The organism is Caldanaerobius fijiensis DSM 17918, from assembly GCF_900129075.1.
Taxonomy (GTDB): Bacteria; Bacillota; Thermoanaerobacteria; order Thermoanaerobacterales; family Caldanaerobiaceae; genus Caldanaerobius; species Caldanaerobius fijiensis.
In genome coordinates, this window is sequence record NZ_FQVH01000022.1 from 26,441 (window position 1) to 43,265 (window position 16,825).

Annotated in this window: 21 protein-coding genes; all 21 read right to left on the reverse strand. The window is 46.4% G+C overall.

The window, feature by feature from the left end; genetic code table 11:
- A partial coding sequence (locus BUB87_RS09350; RefSeq protein ID WP_407641834.1) for an RCC1 domain-containing protein occupies positions 1–717 on the reverse strand: 717 nt, incomplete at its 3' end.
- 62 nt (positions 718–779) lie between these two features.
- Positions 780–1,172 carry a hypothetical protein gene (locus BUB87_RS09355; RefSeq protein ID WP_159432391.1) on the reverse strand — a complete coding sequence of 131 codons (393 nt, stop codon included), beginning with the start codon at positions 1,170–1,172 and terminating at the stop codon, positions 780–782.
- Positions 1,156–1,554: a hypothetical protein gene (locus BUB87_RS09360; protein ID WP_143156660.1), complete on the reverse strand. Its 399-nt coding sequence runs from the start codon at positions 1,552–1,554 to the stop codon at positions 1,156–1,158. Before BUB87_RS09360 ends, BUB87_RS09355 begins: the two co-directional genes overlap by 17 nt.
- Positions 1,555–1,591: 37 nt before the next feature.
- On the reverse strand, positions 1,592–1,948 hold the full coding sequence (locus tag BUB87_RS09365; RefSeq protein ID WP_073344556.1) for a hypothetical protein: 357 nt from the start codon (positions 1,946–1,948) through the stop codon (positions 1,592–1,594).
- Positions 1,945–2,751 (reverse strand): hypothetical protein, encoded by an 807-nt coding sequence (locus BUB87_RS09370; RefSeq protein WP_073344559.1) that lies wholly within the window; start codon positions 2,749–2,751, stop codon positions 1,945–1,947. The genes BUB87_RS09365 and BUB87_RS09370 overlap by 4 nt, the downstream gene beginning before the upstream one ends.
- Positions 2,723–4,015: a ParB/RepB/Spo0J family partition protein gene (locus tag BUB87_RS09375; protein ID WP_073344561.1), complete on the reverse strand. Its 1,293-nt coding sequence runs from the start codon at positions 4,013–4,015 to the stop codon at positions 2,723–2,725. Before BUB87_RS09375 ends, BUB87_RS09370 begins: the two co-directional genes overlap by 29 nt.
- Before the next feature lie 118 nt (positions 4,016–4,133).
- Positions 4,134–4,724 (reverse strand): prepilin-type N-terminal cleavage/methylation domain-containing protein, encoded by a 591-nt coding sequence (locus BUB87_RS09380; protein ID WP_073344564.1) that lies wholly within the window; start codon positions 4,722–4,724, stop codon positions 4,134–4,136.
- 310 nt (positions 4,725–5,034) lie between these two features.
- Positions 5,035–6,120, reverse strand: a complete 1,086-nt coding sequence (locus BUB87_RS09385; RefSeq protein ID WP_073344566.1) for an RNA-guided endonuclease TnpB family protein — start codon at positions 6,118–6,120, stop codon at positions 5,035–5,037.
- Positions 6,121–6,412: 292 nt separating this feature from the next.
- Entirely contained in the window at positions 6,413–6,787 is a 375-nt protein-coding gene (locus tag BUB87_RS09390) for a hypothetical protein (RefSeq protein WP_073344569.1), read from the reverse strand.
- Between the two features lie 13 nt (positions 6,788–6,800).
- The gene (locus tag BUB87_RS09395; protein ID WP_073344571.1) at positions 6,801–7,319 is read right to left on the reverse strand and encodes a hypothetical protein; all 519 of its coding nucleotides are present in this window, start codon (positions 7,317–7,319) and stop codon (positions 6,801–6,803) included.
- Positions 7,316–7,696 (reverse strand): RusA family crossover junction endodeoxyribonuclease, encoded by a 381-nt coding sequence (locus tag BUB87_RS09400; RefSeq protein ID WP_073344574.1) that lies wholly within the window; start codon positions 7,694–7,696, stop codon positions 7,316–7,318. The genes BUB87_RS09395 and BUB87_RS09400 overlap by 4 nt, the downstream gene beginning before the upstream one ends.
- Positions 7,697–7,773: 77 nt before the next feature.
- Positions 7,774–8,367, reverse strand: coding sequence for a hypothetical protein (locus BUB87_RS09405; protein ID WP_073344576.1), 594 nt, complete (start codon positions 8,365–8,367; stop codon positions 7,774–7,776).
- Between the two features lie 54 nt (positions 8,368–8,421).
- Positions 8,422–10,137, reverse strand: a complete 1,716-nt coding sequence (locus BUB87_RS09410; RefSeq protein ID WP_159432392.1) for a M23 family metallopeptidase — start codon at positions 10,135–10,137, stop codon at positions 8,422–8,424.
- Positions 10,138–10,183: 46 nt separating this feature from the next.
- A complete protein-coding gene (locus BUB87_RS09415) occupies positions 10,184–12,268 on the reverse strand; it encodes a hypothetical protein (RefSeq protein WP_073344581.1) in 2,085 nt (694 codons plus the stop codon).
- A gap of 6 nt (positions 12,269–12,274) precedes the next feature.
- Positions 12,275–14,137: a VirB4 family type IV secretion system protein gene (locus BUB87_RS09420; RefSeq protein WP_159432393.1), complete on the reverse strand. Its 1,863-nt coding sequence runs from the start codon at positions 14,135–14,137 to the stop codon at positions 12,275–12,277.
- The gene (locus BUB87_RS09425; protein ID WP_073344587.1) at positions 14,079–14,909 is read right to left on the reverse strand and encodes a TraC family protein; all 831 of its coding nucleotides are present in this window, start codon (positions 14,907–14,909) and stop codon (positions 14,079–14,081) included. Before BUB87_RS09425 ends, BUB87_RS09420 begins: the two co-directional genes overlap by 59 nt.
- A gap of 4 nt (positions 14,910–14,913) precedes the next feature.
- The gene (locus BUB87_RS09430; RefSeq protein WP_073344589.1) at positions 14,914–15,198 is read right to left on the reverse strand and encodes a PrgI family protein; all 285 of its coding nucleotides are present in this window, start codon (positions 15,196–15,198) and stop codon (positions 14,914–14,916) included.
- 54 nt (positions 15,199–15,252) lie between these two features.
- Positions 15,253–15,609 carry a hypothetical protein gene (locus tag BUB87_RS09435; protein WP_073344592.1) on the reverse strand — a complete coding sequence of 119 codons (357 nt, stop codon included), beginning with the start codon at positions 15,607–15,609 and terminating at the stop codon, positions 15,253–15,255.
- A gap of 18 nt (positions 15,610–15,627) precedes the next feature.
- Positions 15,628–15,936 carry a hypothetical protein gene (locus BUB87_RS09440; RefSeq protein WP_143156662.1) on the reverse strand — a complete coding sequence of 103 codons (309 nt, stop codon included), beginning with the start codon at positions 15,934–15,936 and terminating at the stop codon, positions 15,628–15,630.
- Positions 15,915–16,103: a hypothetical protein gene (locus BUB87_RS09445; protein WP_073344597.1), complete on the reverse strand. Its 189-nt coding sequence runs from the start codon at positions 16,101–16,103 to the stop codon at positions 15,915–15,917. The genes BUB87_RS09440 and BUB87_RS09445 overlap by 22 nt, the downstream gene beginning before the upstream one ends.
- Position 16,104: 1 nt before the next feature.
- Positions 16,105–16,704: a hypothetical protein gene (locus tag BUB87_RS09450; RefSeq protein WP_073344599.1), complete on the reverse strand. Its 600-nt coding sequence runs from the start codon at positions 16,702–16,704 to the stop codon at positions 16,105–16,107.
- Between the last annotated feature and the right edge of the window lie 121 nt (positions 16,705–16,825).

Here is a 16,825-nt window from a genome sequence, read left to right on the forward strand (position 1 = left end):
TCCCTGTACCTGTACGGGAGTATATCGATTTGTTGTTGTCCCGTCTCCTATCTGGCCATAATTGTTACGTCCCCAAGTCCAAACTGTACCATCGCTCTTTAAAACTACTGTATAATACTCTCCTGCACTTATTGCCACCACATCGGTCAGTCCCTGTACCTGTACGGGAGTATATCGATTTGTTGTTGTCCCGTCTCCTATCTGGCCATAATTGTTACGTCCCCAAGTCCAAACTGTACCATCACTCTTTAAAGCTACTGTATGATAACCTCCTGCACTTATCATTGTCGCATTAGTTAAGTCCTTTGCTTGCACGGAGATAAGTCTATCTGTCGTTGTGCCATCGCCTAGCTGGCCGTAATAGTTATATCCGCAACTCCAAACTGTTCCATCTTTTTTCAAAACTGAAGAACTATAGTTTCCCGCACTTATTCTAAACTGTAATGAGTTATTGTTTTTGTTTTCAGACGAGGTTTCGGACAATTTAACTGAAGACAGTACCCCACCAGTTGGGTCTACCCTTCCTTGCATCACATTACCTGTTTCTGTTATATATACATCATCATCTGTTCCGAATTTTCCATCCGGACCTGCGCTGGCGAATATAAACCCCTTTGTCGTTGATGCGTGTATGCTTGGCACCGTCTGTACAAGGGCAAACATCGCAAAAACCATAATTAACGCATATAATATTATCTTTTTTAACCTGCTTTTCATCCGAAATCACTCCTCTTTAAATATTTTTGAAAATTATTAAGGCATGAAAGTTTCATATCATCCTATTTCTGAAACGCTACCGTCGCTTTTTCTGTCTTAAAAACACCGCCATAACACCCTTGAGAAGTTATCAATACCGTAATATTTCTCCCTTTCTTTTTTAAACATTGAACCGTGACGCGCTTTACAAATCCGCCGTCCGCCGTGTTCCCTTCAACTTGTTTTATTTCAACCACTTTTCCTACGGGCAAATTAATGCTGCTGCAAGACAAAAAAGCTTCTGCACGTTCTATGCCGGTTACAGCGGCGTAATGCGCTCTCATCGACTTTTCCATGTTTGCCTCATTTTTCACGGCGTAATTTACGTTTGTTATGAAGGTGCCGGCTGTCAAAACAAGCACGGCCACGAGAATCAGGACTATCCCCATAGCATATCCTTTATTCTGCATATGCACCGGTCTCCATCATCTCCGAATTTTTAACAATCAGAACGTACACCACACGGCCACTTCCGGAATACGCGGGTGTTTGACTGAAATAAGCGTAAGAAAGATTTTTGATTGCGGGTTTGCCGTTTCTCGCTATTGTGTTGCCGCAGTATGTATAGTTTATAAAGGAGCCGTTTTTGAAGATTACAACTCTGCTGTGTCCCGTGACCGATACGCTGTCCGCGCCGTGAATATCGCACGAAAAAACATACAAAAACCTTGCCATGTCATTGGTTGTGCTGTTAAGTCCATTCTGCCTGCTGAAAGCAACCATCGATATGCTGAATATCTGAAACATGCCCAGAAAGACGATTGTGCCCAACAACGCCGAAAAAATTGTTTCAATCAAAGTGAATCCTTTTTCATTAAGCATTTCATACACCGCCTTATTCTGACCGTTCGACTGTCAGCGACAGGTTTCCGTTGGGAAATGATATGGTGACGGTTATTTCTATACTGCCGTATGCCGTTTCTCTGACCTTAATGCTTCGGTAAAAACCGGGATAACCCGGAATGGGAACGGAGCTTTCCATCATCACGGGCGCAGGCTTTTGTGAAAGGATTGTGTCGAGCTCCTCCTGCGCCAGAAACAATGCTTTTGTCCTGTTCACCGCCAACCTGTTCATGCGCGTGCCGTACGTGATCATGGAAGAAAGAAACAATACACACAGAACAACGATGGATGTTGCCGTTAACGCGTTTATGAACGAAAAGCCTTCTTCATTTTTCAACAGGTTTCTCATATCGGACTGCCTCTTTTCCCTTCCGGCAGGAACTTTTCGGATGCGTTCGGTGTCAGATAAATTGTCTGCAGTGTCCCGTATATTTCCCTCACGTACTTTCTGTATATCAGGTACTCTTTGTTGTTTGCGAAAATATCGAATGAGCATTTCAACTGCTGCTTGAAGCTTTTTTCGACAATTTGCGGCAGAATGTCCTTCATTTCATACGCATCGTGGTTTTTGGTTGACCTGCCGATAATCTTTCCCACGCTGTTCAGCAGTTCCCTTGCTATGAGGGTCTGCCGTATATACGCTTTTGCAATGCTCGTCTGAAGGGCATTCTGCTTGTATAAATTCTCCAGGAGTTTGAGCGATGATATTCCGACGGCGCTCCAGTACCAATCCGAATTTGCAAACGACAGCGCAAAATTCTCAGCTATCTTTTTGTTTCTGACGTACTGCTGGTTCGTCAGCATTTCCTTGAGGTACTTGACGAAAAGGCAGAAATACCTTGCCTGCCATATGCCGTCCTGAAAGTGGCCGGGATTGTTGTTTTTGTACAGAGTGATTAATCCCGGACGGACTATTTTGCCGCGGCGGTAGTCGTTCAGCCAGCTCACAAGCCTGTCCTTCGATGCCAGCTCTTCCGGCACATCCTCCATAAGATCGGAATAATGTATTCTTGAGTACTGTTCTGCCATGAACACCTCGAATGCGATGTTCATTTCGATTTCCACCGCTCTTTTTGCCTTTTTGAATACTGCTGACTCGGGATTGAGAAAGGTCTCGATGAGTTCAGCTGACGGAGTATCTTGCGGCATCATAGATTCTTCCCTCCTTTGTGTAGTTCCAGCGCTCCAGCTCCTCTATGGACTCATTGAGCGCATCTATTGTCTTCTGTATCCAGTTGCCTATTTCCGGGTCTTCAAGGTTTGCAATATCTGCCTCCATCATGAGTTTTATTTCCGCCGTCCTTCTGTTTATCTCGCCAACCAGAAGCGATAGAGCCTGTCTCACCTTGTGTTTGTTCTTCGCCTGTATTTCGGCAATCGTCATATCTGCAACCTGCTTTTCGGCTCTTTCTTTCTGTTCCTGCAGCTTTTTGTTGGCTTCTTTAAGCTCCTGCAGAGCTTTCGCGTACTCTGTGCGTTCCTTCTCAAGTTTTTCCTTTTCCTCTTCCAGCTGTTTTAATTTTGCTGTTTGCTGTTCGAGCTGCTGCGATATGTTTGCAACGCTCTTTTTGAGGAAGATGTAATCGTCCGGCTGTTTCTCTATGATTTCAGGTTTGACGTTCTTGAGCTGCTCTTCAAGTTTTTTCTGCATATACTCCAGCTGCTTCTTTTCTTTTTCCGCATCAAGAAGCTGCTTTGCAAGCTCATCGACCTGTTTCTTGTATTTCTCCACGTCCTTCCGTATGTTCTCTATCTCGCTTCGTTTCAAGCTTCCTATCTGCTCGCCCAGAGCTTCATAAAGCTCCCTCTGCTGCTCCGGTTCCAGATATGCAAGCTGCGTGCCTGCTGTTGACGAAAGCTTACCGGATTCCACAAGCGTCTGAAGTTCGGGGATTAAATCGTTGAGTTTTTTGAGTTCATGATAGCGCCTTTTGCTTATTCCCATGTCTCCAATTATTTCTTGCTGTAAATTTTTAGGATATGAAAGTGCGGCTGCCGCACTTTGACCACCTAAATTCTGTAAATTTTCTCTGTATCCTCCCCTCTTAATTCCGTATATCCTTTCAAGCTCCAGAATGCACCTTGCTGTTTTCATCGGGTTCAAATTGCCAATGCCGCGCTGTCTTAAGTTCGTCTCAATCAGGTCTTTCAGTATCCAATCTTCTTTTGAAAGTCCGTCCTTGTTCTCATACGTTCTGACTTCGCACGGAACTTCTTTCATACCGATTTCCTTCGCTGCTCTTAATCTCTGGTTGCCGGATACCACAATGTAATTCTGCGTAATTATTAAAGGCACGATTATCCCGCTCGTCCTAATGCTCTCCACAAACTCATTCCAACGTTCGCCCTCGATATCGTCAAAAAGCTCATTGTTCCTCGGGTGTTCTTTAAGAAGAGATACATCAATCATTTTCATAAATACCCCATCCTTTCAATCAAATTTGCAGAAACAGGACATCCATGTCCATAAGCAAAATGCTGTTCATGAAAAAAGCAAAAGGCAGGGTAGAATCCCTGCCTTGCTTTAAAAACTATTATTGTGCGGAAGCTGCTGCTGTCGGTGGTGTGGCTGCCAAATCTGTAAACGTGGCTGTATCGGCCTGTCCAACGGTTGGCTGCACGCTGTCAGTGGTGTATACGTCGTCAGTAGAGCCGAGCTTGCCGTCCTTGCCGGGTGATACGATGATGTAGTGCACGTTGCCGTTAGTATCAGGTGCTGAAACAGTATAGTAGTACGGATAACCCCATGGGTCCTTGACACCATTTGTATCGCCTGTCCAGTTGATGCCGCCGTTCTTCAGTATCGTACCGACGTAGTTTTGATCGGTTGTCTTTATCGACGGATACACGCCCTGACCCTGATCTGCCGTGTAGGTCTCGATGACGGTTTTCATCGTGCCCAGGTCGCTCATCGCCCTTGCCTGACGTGCCCTGTCGGTGTAGCCCAGTAATCTCGGCACCAGCACCGCTGCAAGGATAGCTATGATCGCCACAACAACCAGCAGCTCAACCAGCGTGAAGCCCCTGTTGTTGTGCACGTTCTTCACCATCCTACCAAACCATGTCCTATCCACGTCTTTCACCTCCTTCTTCTTCGTGTCTGTTCTTCCGAACAGTTTGCCCATAACACCACTCCTTTTGTTTTTTAGTACGCGTTTATACGCGCCCAATAAAAAAAAGCACGACCTTGACATCCTCCCACGACTGAAGTCATGGGATTCCTCCCATGCCTCATTGGTGGTCATCCCCGGGAGTTCCGTGCCCCTTTCGGGGATCACGCCCGGTTCCGGTTGGGATTTGCGTCCAGCCGTGCATTTCTGCCGGCTCTCATCCGCTCACCCTCTGGGCTGTGTCAACCAGCCCGTCCCACCGCGGTTCGGCGGACCCCCGCCGCCCACCCGCAGGAGCAGCTGCACTGTTGCCGTGCAGCCAGGACTATATTGCTATCCCGCTCACCGCATCCGCTATGTTCTTCGCTGCATTCGCATCTATGTGCCTTGTGCTTCCACAGTTCGGACACGTGAACATCCTTCCCTTCGGCCTCGATGAAAGCTTCTCGCCGCACACGCTGCATATCATGCTTGTCCCGTCCGCCACCACGTACTCCACACTTATGCCGTGCAGCGCTGCCTTGTACTCTATGAACTGCTGAAGCTGGTAGAATGCCCAGCTCTGAAGGCTTCTCCCGCCGTCCTTCCTCTGTTCCGTTCTCTGCTCCATCGTCCACCTTGCACCGCTCAAATCCTCCATCCTTATCTTCGTCACCCCGTGCTTCACTGCAAACTCCACCACCTTCTTGGCTATTTTATGGTTTATGTCCGTTATGACGCGGTGCTCCTTATCGCCTGTTCTCTTGAGCGTCCTGTATGCTCCGACCTTCTGAAGTCTGCTCCGCAGACTCTGATAGCGCCTTCGCATGTATGCCACCCTGCCGCCGTGGAAGAACAATGTCTGCCCGTTCACATTCGCAACAAGCAGGTCTATCAGTCCCAAATCTATACCCATTATCTTTTCTTCCTCTTTTGCCTTCTCTTCGATATGCAGTGTCATGCTCAGCATGACGTACCACTTGCCCCTCTGCTTCACCAGCTTTGCGCTTCCCTGTTTTGCTTCACCCGTCAGGAGCTTTTCAAGAAAGTTGGCATGGTGCCTGTTCACTTCCACCGGCACGCCGATCCTCTTCTCAAATGTGGGAAACGACACCTTCCACACTGTTTCCCCGTCTTTGGTGCTCTCCTTTTCTACCCTGAAGCTCTGATTGTTAAAGTTCGGCCACAGCCTTTTAAATTTTTTTGCATTCTTTGCTGCTTTTATATCCCTGATGGCCTGATTGAGCACGGCAGCCGGCAGCGGTTCGGAATACTGCTTCGCTTCCTTTGATGTCTTCGGTCTGCTCTTTTTATCGAGGAACAGGTATCTGTTTGCAAAATCCGTGACCCTGTCTGCCATCGTCTGATACATTTTCTGCTTATCCTTTGTCGGGTTGTACAGCTTCAGTTTCAGGGTTATTGTCTGCTCCATCGTTGCACCTCCTTTCATTTTCCCTGCGCATAAAAAAAGGCCGCAAAAGCGGCCTTCAAAATAGCAACCGGGCTTTCATCCCACGAGTGAACCCGTGGGCTTTCCCGCCCGGAATTCTGTAAAGCAACTGCGACAAAAAAGATAATCCGACAAATCCGCAGCAATAGCTACTATTCCGCCGACTGAAAAGAACACAAAAAAAATATTGCTGGTTAGCAAATCCAGAATTACCGCAGAAATTGCTACTGCAAGCCAAAGCTCTACAATAATAACACCTTCTTTCTTCAGGCTTCTACCCTCCCTGCTGCTTTTGGACTTTCTTCAGCTTTTCCAGCTTTTTCAGCATCTGGTACCGGTACAACCCATCATACGCCATCATTTCCTCATGGTACCTGTCGAACGTGCCGTCCGCCTTCATCTCCAGTATATGCCTCAGCACATCTACCGGGTCGCGCTTTAAGATGTGCGCGATCCGGTCAGCGTCGTAACCATCCACATTCGTCATGAGCACGATCAGCTTGTTCGTCGTCTCCGAGTAAGGCCTTATCAGGTTTTGCGGCATATCTTTGTTGAAGCTGATTTTGTCATCCTCATCAAAATCGTCCTCATCATAATCATCATCAAAGCCGCCTTCGTAATACTCTTCTTTATCCCAATCGATACTCATAAGCATCTCCCTTCTATCCTATTTCTGCAAAATTTTTGACAACGGCCTGCTCCAGCTCCACAAGAGCGTCATTCAGATTGTCCTGCATTTTTCCTCCCAAAAGACGCAGCAGGCCTTCCACCTGTTTCATCGCTGCATCCATGTTGTTGAATCCCGCATCACTGAACTCCACCCTCCCCCCGGCGTTCAGGAACAGATGTGCAACGTCCGAAAATTTTTTTGGCCTGTTCACAACCTCCGCTGCCATCTCCGGCGTCAGAGGATCGAACAGCAGGTCGTATATTCCCAGCGCCAATGCATACTTGATGTACTCTTCGTCGTGCACCCACAGTATAACACGTTTGTCCTGTTTTCGCAGGGAAAACAGAAAGTCCTTGAACGGCATTCCGACGTCCACAACTGTCGACATTACAACGGTATCGGCATCCTTCTCCTGAAGCAGGTACTCGCTGTAGTATGCAGTGCGGGAGTCCGGCAGAATACTGTTGAGCTTTATGTCGAATTCCTGCACGCCTGTATATATGAGTATCATCGTTCTCCATCTCCCTCTGCTTTTTTAATGTTGTCTTCTTCCCACAGAGTTATTTCCACCCTTTCGTCCTCCGATGACGCACAGGGCATACGCTTTGTTTCGAGGTGAACAATTTGCCTGTCGTCTATATATGCAATCCCGTTTAAAGAATCCGCCACTGCCTTCGCGATATTATCTATGTCAGCGCTACCTTTCATGTATATATCCAGATGCATGCCGACTTTTCCCTTTATCGGCGATTTGATGATGCTTCTCGCAATCCACCCGATGTACTCTTCGTATTCTTTGGTTCTTCTCGGCGTATATATGCGGCCGAATCTTGAAAATCTCGGCCTCCCTTTCGGGACCGGATGTCCTTTGACAACTATTCTGTACATGCTCCCATCCTTTCTGCTACGATTGAATTCAGCCAACAAAAAAGCGGTGCAGAGCCTATTTGGCTCCGTACCGCCATTTATTTCTTTTTTTCTTTATCTTTTGGAGGATACCAAACAGTGTACGGTGCTTTCAAAAAAGATGCCCAGCCCTCGTCGGCTTCATCGTCGGTATCCTGCTGTTTTTTGCTCTGCTGCTGAGTCTGCTGCTGCCTTGACTGTTTTTTCATCCTCCAGCTGATTATCTCTTGTTGTTTTTCCTTGATCTCAATTGCAATGTCCTCTAACAACTCCTTAACCACCCATGCTAATACTATGGAAACATACAATGCCAGCAGCGGATGATGTGCAATATACGATATTGCGCTAAAAAAGTGCGGTAATACCTCAATTTTTATGGCAAGCCATAAGTACTTCAAGCCTGTACTCACATTTCCCACAAATTCTAAAAACACTGGATAATCCAGTACAAGTGTTATACCTGCTATCAGCAGTAGTATACCTCCAAAAATACACACAACCCAAAACAATAGAGCCAAGATCGGTGTGAACATTATCGCTAATGCACTCAAAGTGAACACTGCAATCATTTCACATAAATTCATCAATTTGCTCAGCATATATACAAAAAAAGCTGCAAGGTAGCTGAGGAATTCCTCAAACTTGTTGTTCATAATAACACCACCTCGCAGCATATTATACCATACAGTTAAAACATTTTCTTGAATTTAATTCCCGTGCAGCACCAGCATCGGGTCAATCCAGTTGCCCTTCGTCCAGTCGCCGTTGCTGATGCCTAAATGCAGATGTGGACCGGTGGAACGTCCTTCCGACCCAACTGCGCCTATCACATCGCCTGCTTTCACCATCTCGCCTTTGTGGACAAACATCTTGCTCATATGTCCGTAAAGGTAGTCGTGCGTCATATCGCGTATAACAACGACGTGGTTGCCGTAACCGCTCACCGGCCCCGCCACAACCACCTGTCCGGAGGCAACGGCGTGTACTGGTGTGCCCATCGGGGCAGGTATATCTATGCCTTTGTGATCTTCCAGTACTTTTCCCGTTATTGGGTCAGTTCTAATGCCGAATGGCGACGATAAGTCATGATATCCGTCCAAAGGCCACACCGTGACTATTTTACCGTCATCCGTCATGCTTAATCTGAATGACTCTGCGAAAGCCCACACCTTGGGTTCCGCGTATTCCACTCTGCAACTTTCCGTGTCCGTGCCGTATCCTCCGAATACAGCCAGCGCCTTCAAAGTTTGCTCCTTCCAGTCACCAGACCAATCTATGTTGTCCCCGAGATAGCTCTTCAACAGATACGTGCCGACATCCAGTTGGGCTCTGGGATTGAACATGTCAGCATTCACATCGTAGCCCAAACGAGGAGCATAGTATTTCCAGTTATCCGGCATCACCTGCATAAGTCCCAGCGCTCCCGACGATGTATTTATTGCCATCGGGTTAAAGCTGCTCTCCGTCTGTATGATCCCCGTTATGAACCACGCGGGTATCCCGTACTTCCGGCTCACCTCCTGTATGAGCGGTATCAACTCCGGAGGGATCGTTGCAGACGACACGAAATCTCCCAAATTGAATCCCTGCGACATTCCCCACTCCATTCTCTGTTCCTTGTTGTCGTAGCCCTTTCCTGCTTCTATAATTGCATAGCGCTGGTAATCAACGCTGCTTTCTCCTATCTTGAATTTCTCTTTTATGTAGTTATCAAGCCTCTCGTACGGTTGGCCTTCCAGCCTGGTATCCGTGCATATGAGTTCTTCACCCTTGTTCTCAGGTGAAAATGTGCGTTTTTCTTTTTTGTACGAATACCTGAAATGCCCGAATATGGTATCGGCCTCTTCAAGTACATACCGGGTCTCGATAAACTCGTGCCACTTTTTCTTTACATTGCCGTTTTCATCCCTTACTAAACGACCATTTTCATCTGTTTCCGGCAGCAACTGCTGAAATTTAAGTGTATAACCCACATACTTAAAAGTTGGATGCCAATCTTTTGCAATTTCATCGATAAGCTCCTTTGTTATCTCTTTGTGCAAAGATACGTTGTGATATGTAGCACCGGAATAAATCATGCCCCATGTAAGTATAAGTGCTTTATCCCGTCCGTAGTAGTCCATTAATCTATCCCCTTTTTGATAAGAGCCGTTTTCTGGTCGATACCAAATATCGGATACATTATATTTATCTGCAGCTTCTTTACACCAGTTCATTATCTTAGCGTCGTCCGGCGACGGATGCAAGCCGGTTAACGTCCATGCTCCCGTAAACTGAATATATACAGCGCCGATGAGGACATAGAATATAATAATCACTCCGGCTATACCGACGATAATCCCTATATAAGGCGCTATTGCTCTCCATATGACGCTCCATATCCTTTTCTTTATATAGTTCTTTATCCACTCTTTTTGATTCAAATTCATCACCTCGATTTCAAAAAAAGTAGGAGGGATTTGAACCCTCCTACTTCCATCTCATGCCGTCGATGCTCGTGTTCACGCTGCTTCTACCGTTTCCCATCACACCGTAGCTTTGAAGCTTCTGTTCAACTCTTGCCGTACCCGAGAAAGCATTGGACGCATTGAGGCTGACTATCCTTCCGAGACCTCGTACACCGCTTTTAGCGCCGGTCATCTGCTTCACGGTTTCGCCCAACGTCATTTTGTTTTGCCTGGCCTGCTTGCCGACCTGGTACAGCGAAGCTGCGGTACCGGCAACGAATTTGACCGCGCTTCCTGCCGTATGCGCCGCATTTCTCACAACGTTTATGCCCTCCGGCCCGTCGGCCATAGCACCGAGCCCGCCTATGGCCGTTCCCATCTTTTCGGTATAGTAACCCATTTTTTGCCCGAAATTCAGCGCGTCTATAAGGGATTCGGACGGGTTTGCTATCGCTCTCCCGCCGGTAGCCTTGCTTGCGTCTGCGGACATCGATATGGTTTGAGGCGGCATCGCCGAAATGTTTGCTGTTGACGGATAAGTGTTTGGCATATCGACGTTTGCAAGCACACCGCCTCCTGTATGCCTGCTCGTGCCGGTGATTGGTGATACCGATTTGGGCATAACCATCGAAGCGTGGATAGGTCTGCCGTCTACCGAAGCATCAACTGCAACGCTGCCTGCTGCAGCACCTGCAAAGCCGTCAGTCCGTGCGGCAGCATTGTAAACTGTGTTGAAGTCAGGGGAATAGCCTGCAGTCATACTGCCGGTTGGAGAAGCGGAAGAACCGATGTCATAGGACAAATTATCCGTTTTGTTCATCGGTGACATCCGAGTACCCGATATTGCTGCACTTTCTCCCGCTGTTGTTGAACTGCCAGCCGAACCAGTCCCTGCGGATGATGTGGTGCTCGTCTGCGTTTTCACTGTGGAAGTGCCGCCGTTGAAAACCGAACCTGCAATTCCACCTTTCCCGATTGGACGATACTGTGCTGATATCGCCTGAACGCTCGAAACCAGTCCGCCTAATCCTAACAGGTTCATTGCCTTCCCTGCGATTCCCGCTTCATTAACACCAGCAAGTCTTGTGATAAAGCCCTGAAGAGAATTTCTCAACGCTTCGGCTATTGGTATAACGGTCAATGCCCATACAAGCGGGTAAAACCAGTTATCGGAGCCCTGGCCCGGTATGATGCTTACACCACCTCCTCCACCGGCCGAAGGTGCAGCCTGAACCCCCGGAGTTATGACCATGCTGCCGTTCACCAGTTCCACATACACCGCAAACACGAAAGCATAGAACGCCTGCGTGAATATATTGGTCAGCAGTTCGCCGAGCCATATGCCGAACGCATTTATGTTTCTGTTGATCGCCCACAGTATTGCCGCAATCGGGGTAAAAATATAAAACACCGCCATGTTGAACATTCGCACAATGAACAGCATCGCTATTCTGAAGTTGAGGTATGCAAACATTAAAATCACGATAGCCGTGACGATTGCGCTTCCTGTCTGAATTTTGCTCAATATACCGCTGTATCCGAGTATCGCCTCAATTTTTGAATCGGTGTTGTTAAATTTAAGCGAGGTGTAAATAAAACTAACTATTGCATTGTTGATATAAAGCAGCACCTTGAAGACTATGGGCGTGATCAGCACAAAAAGCCCGAATGCAGCAATTCGGAACAGTGTCTCCTGTGCATCCTGCCTTGCCCGGGGATTGGTAGCAGCACGTATGAACTTGTATGCGGCCACCGCAACCGCGACAACGATCAATGCCTCTCCTATAATCTCCATGAACCTGTACATATCCGTCATGGTAATCCACATGCTGTCTTTGAACGGCATCTGGCTGTCGGGTGCATGTCCCGCATTGAATATCACTTCATCCAGGGTTTTTATTCCGGCATATTTGCTCAACGCACCCATCACTGCATTCACCGCACCGGCTATCAATTCGGCTATAGCCTTTTCAAATATACTTCCCTGCTCCTTATCAACGATATCCACAGCAGAAGTGGTGGAAGCCAGCACGTATGTCGGCACCGTCATAAATATCAAAAAGAGCGTCAACAGCCTTGAATACAGCTTTTTAGCTATGACTTTCACCTCCCCTCATGTAGTTATATAGGGCCATTCACAAGCTATGGGCGTGACCTTTATTGCGGTCACGTTTCCATTGAGCGAAAGTATGCATTCACCCTGACTGAAAGACTCAAGAAGGTTTTTTGTTCCCGACGAAAGATGGAAGAACTCAACCGTCTTATCCACTGAAGCCGGGTGCTGCCTCATCAAAATGTTCGTGGCGCAGGACTTTATCACCGCCTGTCCGTTTTCATTTTCCAGAAATTCATCTATAAACTGGCTTGACACTATGAGAGCCGTGTGATGCTTTCTGCCGCGCCTTGCAAGGTCGTTTAAAAACTGGGCAGCTTCGGGATACTTTACAAACATCCATGCTTCGTCATTCGCCACAATTTTGTCTATATCTCTTTGACGCTGCACAAAGTTCTGCCATATCCATGCCAAGAGCACGTATGTTGCATAAAACTTTGTGAACTCATCTTTTATATCAAAAAACGAAAAACCTATAATGTGGCTCTTCGTATCTATTGACGTTTCGCAGTCAAACATGCCCATGGAATGGCCTCTCGTGAACGGAATGAGTATTTCCGCAAGTTCCTGTGAATTTTTCTTTTCGGCCAGCTTTTTTCTCAGGTCTGAAAGAGTTGGCATCCTTTTTTTGACCTTTCCTATTGCATATTTGTCCTTTCCAATTTTTCTGCCGCCCTCTTCGTACAGGCTTTCCGGGTTGGACGTTATGTTTCTCTCTTTGTAAAGTTCAAGAATGGATTGCTCAACTGCCACAAGTTCCAATGCGTTCAGCGGACGCCCGTTGAAGTTTCTTGATATTGCACCGAGCAGCCCTTTTATTTCAGACACTTTCGATTGTATATCCACCGTTTCGTTCCCGTACTCATCCACATCAACCTCAAGGTCAAAGGGATTCATTCCGGCCTCGACACCCGATTTTATTTCGATGTATTCTCCACCCAGTCCCTCTATCAGTTTCCTGTACTCTTTTTCTGGGTCTATAACCACCACTTTTTTCCCGATAAGGATATATGAAAAGAGTATGTGCTTTACAGCCACAGATTTCCCAGCACCGGGAATGCCGAATATTGCTATATGTTGGTTGTTCAAATAATAAGGTACGGCAAAGTTGTTTATAAAAACCGGCGCGCCCGTAAAATAGTTGCGTCCCAGAAGTATGCCGTCGGGATGAGTTAAATCCGGGTTTGAAATAGGAAAAAGAGAAGCCACACCTCCCGTTGTGATATTTCTCTCGTACATCTGAAGAGCCGGCTTACACATGGGAAGAGAGCCTTTAAAACCTTCCGCCTGCATAAACGTCGCCACTCTTATGCGGGCAGCCTTCCTTGCAAATATATCTTCCAGCATGTTCGTTTTGTTTTCCAGCTCTTCAAGGTTCGACGCTTTCAAAGTAATTATTGCAGTGACATAAAACATTTTATCTCTGTTTGTCTGCACATCCGTTAATTCCCGTTCAAGGTCATCTTTCATGGCCATAAGCTGCGGAACATAGCTGATATCGCCATCTTTCTCTTTTCTGTACAGCTCCGTCATGACGGAGATGAGCCTGTCCCTGAGTTTTTTCGCAACTATCCGGTCGGGTACAGGATCGACGTATATCGAAAGGTCTATATCGCCCAACGAGAATATGTCGTCAAACCAGCCGACGTGTATTTCGCGCGGCCAAACACTTACAACAAACGTGCGTACGTACTTCTCCGCTCCCAGATATATATAATCCTTTGTTTCCTCAAATCCATCAGGTGTCAGCAAATCTCTTATCTCAAGAACATTTCTATCAAATCTGCCGTCATCTTCCGGCTGCTTACTTTTTGAGTTCATCTTTAGATTCTGTATCCTCATTCTTATCTTCAATCGCTGCAAGCATTTCGTCCTCCCTTCTATTGTTCAAAATTGGCCCGGTAACATACAACTCAAGACCGCCTTTTTGTACCATTTCCGAAGGTTTTGCATTGCTGTTTCTATTCAAAAATCTGTAAACAAAATCCAACAACTCTTCAGAATCCAATCTTCTTGCGCTTATCCTTGCAGAATTCATCTCATTAATTAAAATTGCACACCTTCTCGAAAGTTCCTCATGCACCTTCTCAAACGGCCCATAATACCCCAACACGACATAGTTCCTTCTTGTATATACGCTTCTGTCCCGCGACAAGGCTCTCAGATGCTCTATCATTTCAGCCCCAAAGCTTTTCACGTTGAGCACCGTATCATCGGACGATATATTATCGTAAATGGCATTTATCACACTTTCGGCATCGGCCTTTTCGGTGACTGCTATAAACTGTACGCTGTCCGTAAACGACAAAGCAGTACGTATGAGAATATTTTCTATCATCTCCTGTTCGCTCTCGGACAGCAGCCTGATGTCAATGGAGCCTAACTGCACCACAGCGGCATACATGCCGTTCTTCAGGTATATGAGCCCATCCCTTATATCCTCGATATCCCAAATGTTTTTCAGCGTATTTTTACTGCTGCGTTCCGTGGCGCGCTCTTTTCTGCTCCTGCGCTGGCTGTTTGAATATGAACTGCGGGATGATAACTTTTTATCCTGCATATGCAAATACAGCCATGTGCCGACTATGGTTGCAATCGTCAATATGACGAATATAACGGAAATCAGTATATACAATCAATCACCTCCCGTATATGTACTTTTTCTTTCTAAAACAGTACTTTAAAAAGACAATCATGAACCTGTCGAAGTACATGTTGCCGATCTTCAAAAACGCACACATAGCAAGAATTATAACCGATGGTATAAACACAAGCAGTTTAACGGAAACGGACAGTCTGGTGATGAACACTCCAGCAACCAGAAGAGCTGCCCCGGCATATCCCAACTGCCTGCCTGACATGTTCCAGAACAGTTTTTCTTCATGCGGGAACTCGAATGGTACTGTAAACAGCCTGATTTTCATCACCTCCTTGGAACGGGCTGTATCGAAAGGTACAGCCCGTTTTAAGAATTTTAATCACTTAAAATTGCTTGCTAAATGGTAGTATAATCCGGCAACAAGTGACGCACCACCTAGCAGCAGTGCACCAGCTGCAAGCCATCCGAGGCCTGCGAGCGTTTCCGCCCTTTCCTGCACCTTTGAATGCTGCATTATGAGCTTTACAGCTATAATCGCAACAGATATGAATATCAAACCCGCTCCTATTGGCAACAAAAATAGATTAATTGTGGATATTATTTTGCCGCCCAAATCGTTCGGATCAGTATCGGGAATACTGGAACTATTGCTATTGGCATATGCATAAACGGGAATCATCATCGACGTTATTGCTCCGTACAATGCTGCTTTTACCTTGTTTGTCACTTTTTTCACGTCTACCACCTCCTTCCATTATTTGAAGCTCTGCGCCATAGATTTTAAAAGCCCGACGATGAACGGCGTTGCAGCATACACCAGAAAACCAAGTCCCGCACCGACGAAACCGCCCGTTCCCATTTTCTTCAGCGTGCCCGAATGTGAAAACGCACCGGCTATAAACAGAATTGCGGATATGAGCAGAACCAGCATAACCAGCGGTACGATGACAAGGGAAATGGAATTGTACAGGACCATAATTGCGTTTGCCAGGCTCTGCCCAAACTGTTGGGGAGTTATAGCCTGAATGTTGCTCATGCTAATCACCTCCCTTTTTCTCCGCAAAGAACATGGACATCAAAAGCACACCCAAACAACCTCCAACAATCAGGCCTATTATGAAGCCTGCCAGCATACGGTTCAGCTCCTTTCCTGCCCGAAGGCATAAAAAAAGCTGCCTGTCGGGCAGTCTTTTGGACATTGATGTCCATAACAACAAATATACCTTTCAAGTTACAAGACCACCAGTGAATTATCCGATAACCCCTCAGGAATCACTTTTAACCCGATTATATCGGAGTTGCTTTTTATCACTACATCGCTGGTGCAGCTGAATTCCTTATACAGGTGGGCACTTAATACATCCTTATCGATTATCACCACCTTGTAACGCATTTCCCACTTCGGATCGTACCGGCCGAGGTCTTCATCAGGAGAAGTTATGGAAAACAAAGCATACGGATGTCCTCTCGCTCTCGTACGCAGATCAAACCTATCAGTCCTTTGCATGTGCCAAATGAGGATGAAGGGTTCTGTTATTTTATTAAACATTACATCGTTTAAAGCGCTCAGCTTTCTGATATTGAAGATTTCCGAACTGCCGCACAACCTATCATTTTCTCCCACAAAAATTTTCAAAGCCACTTTCTCCTGCAGTTGGTTTTTAATTTCGTTAATCCAGTTGTTGATATTATCCTGACGAGTCACCATTAGAATACCGCGACAGGCCAAATCGAACGTGAAAGAAAACTTTCTACCTTTTAAACTGAACGAAAGCTCGGTTTCAAACAAATCTTCGTATTCTTTTTTGGACATCTTCCATATATGTGACATCCTCTCTCCACCGAGGTGGAGAGCATCCCCAGATCAAGCACCTTCTGTATCGTTCTCGGCCTATGGGGTTTGCCATAGATGCATTACCGTCGATACAAACAGTAGCCAATCTCGGGTACCT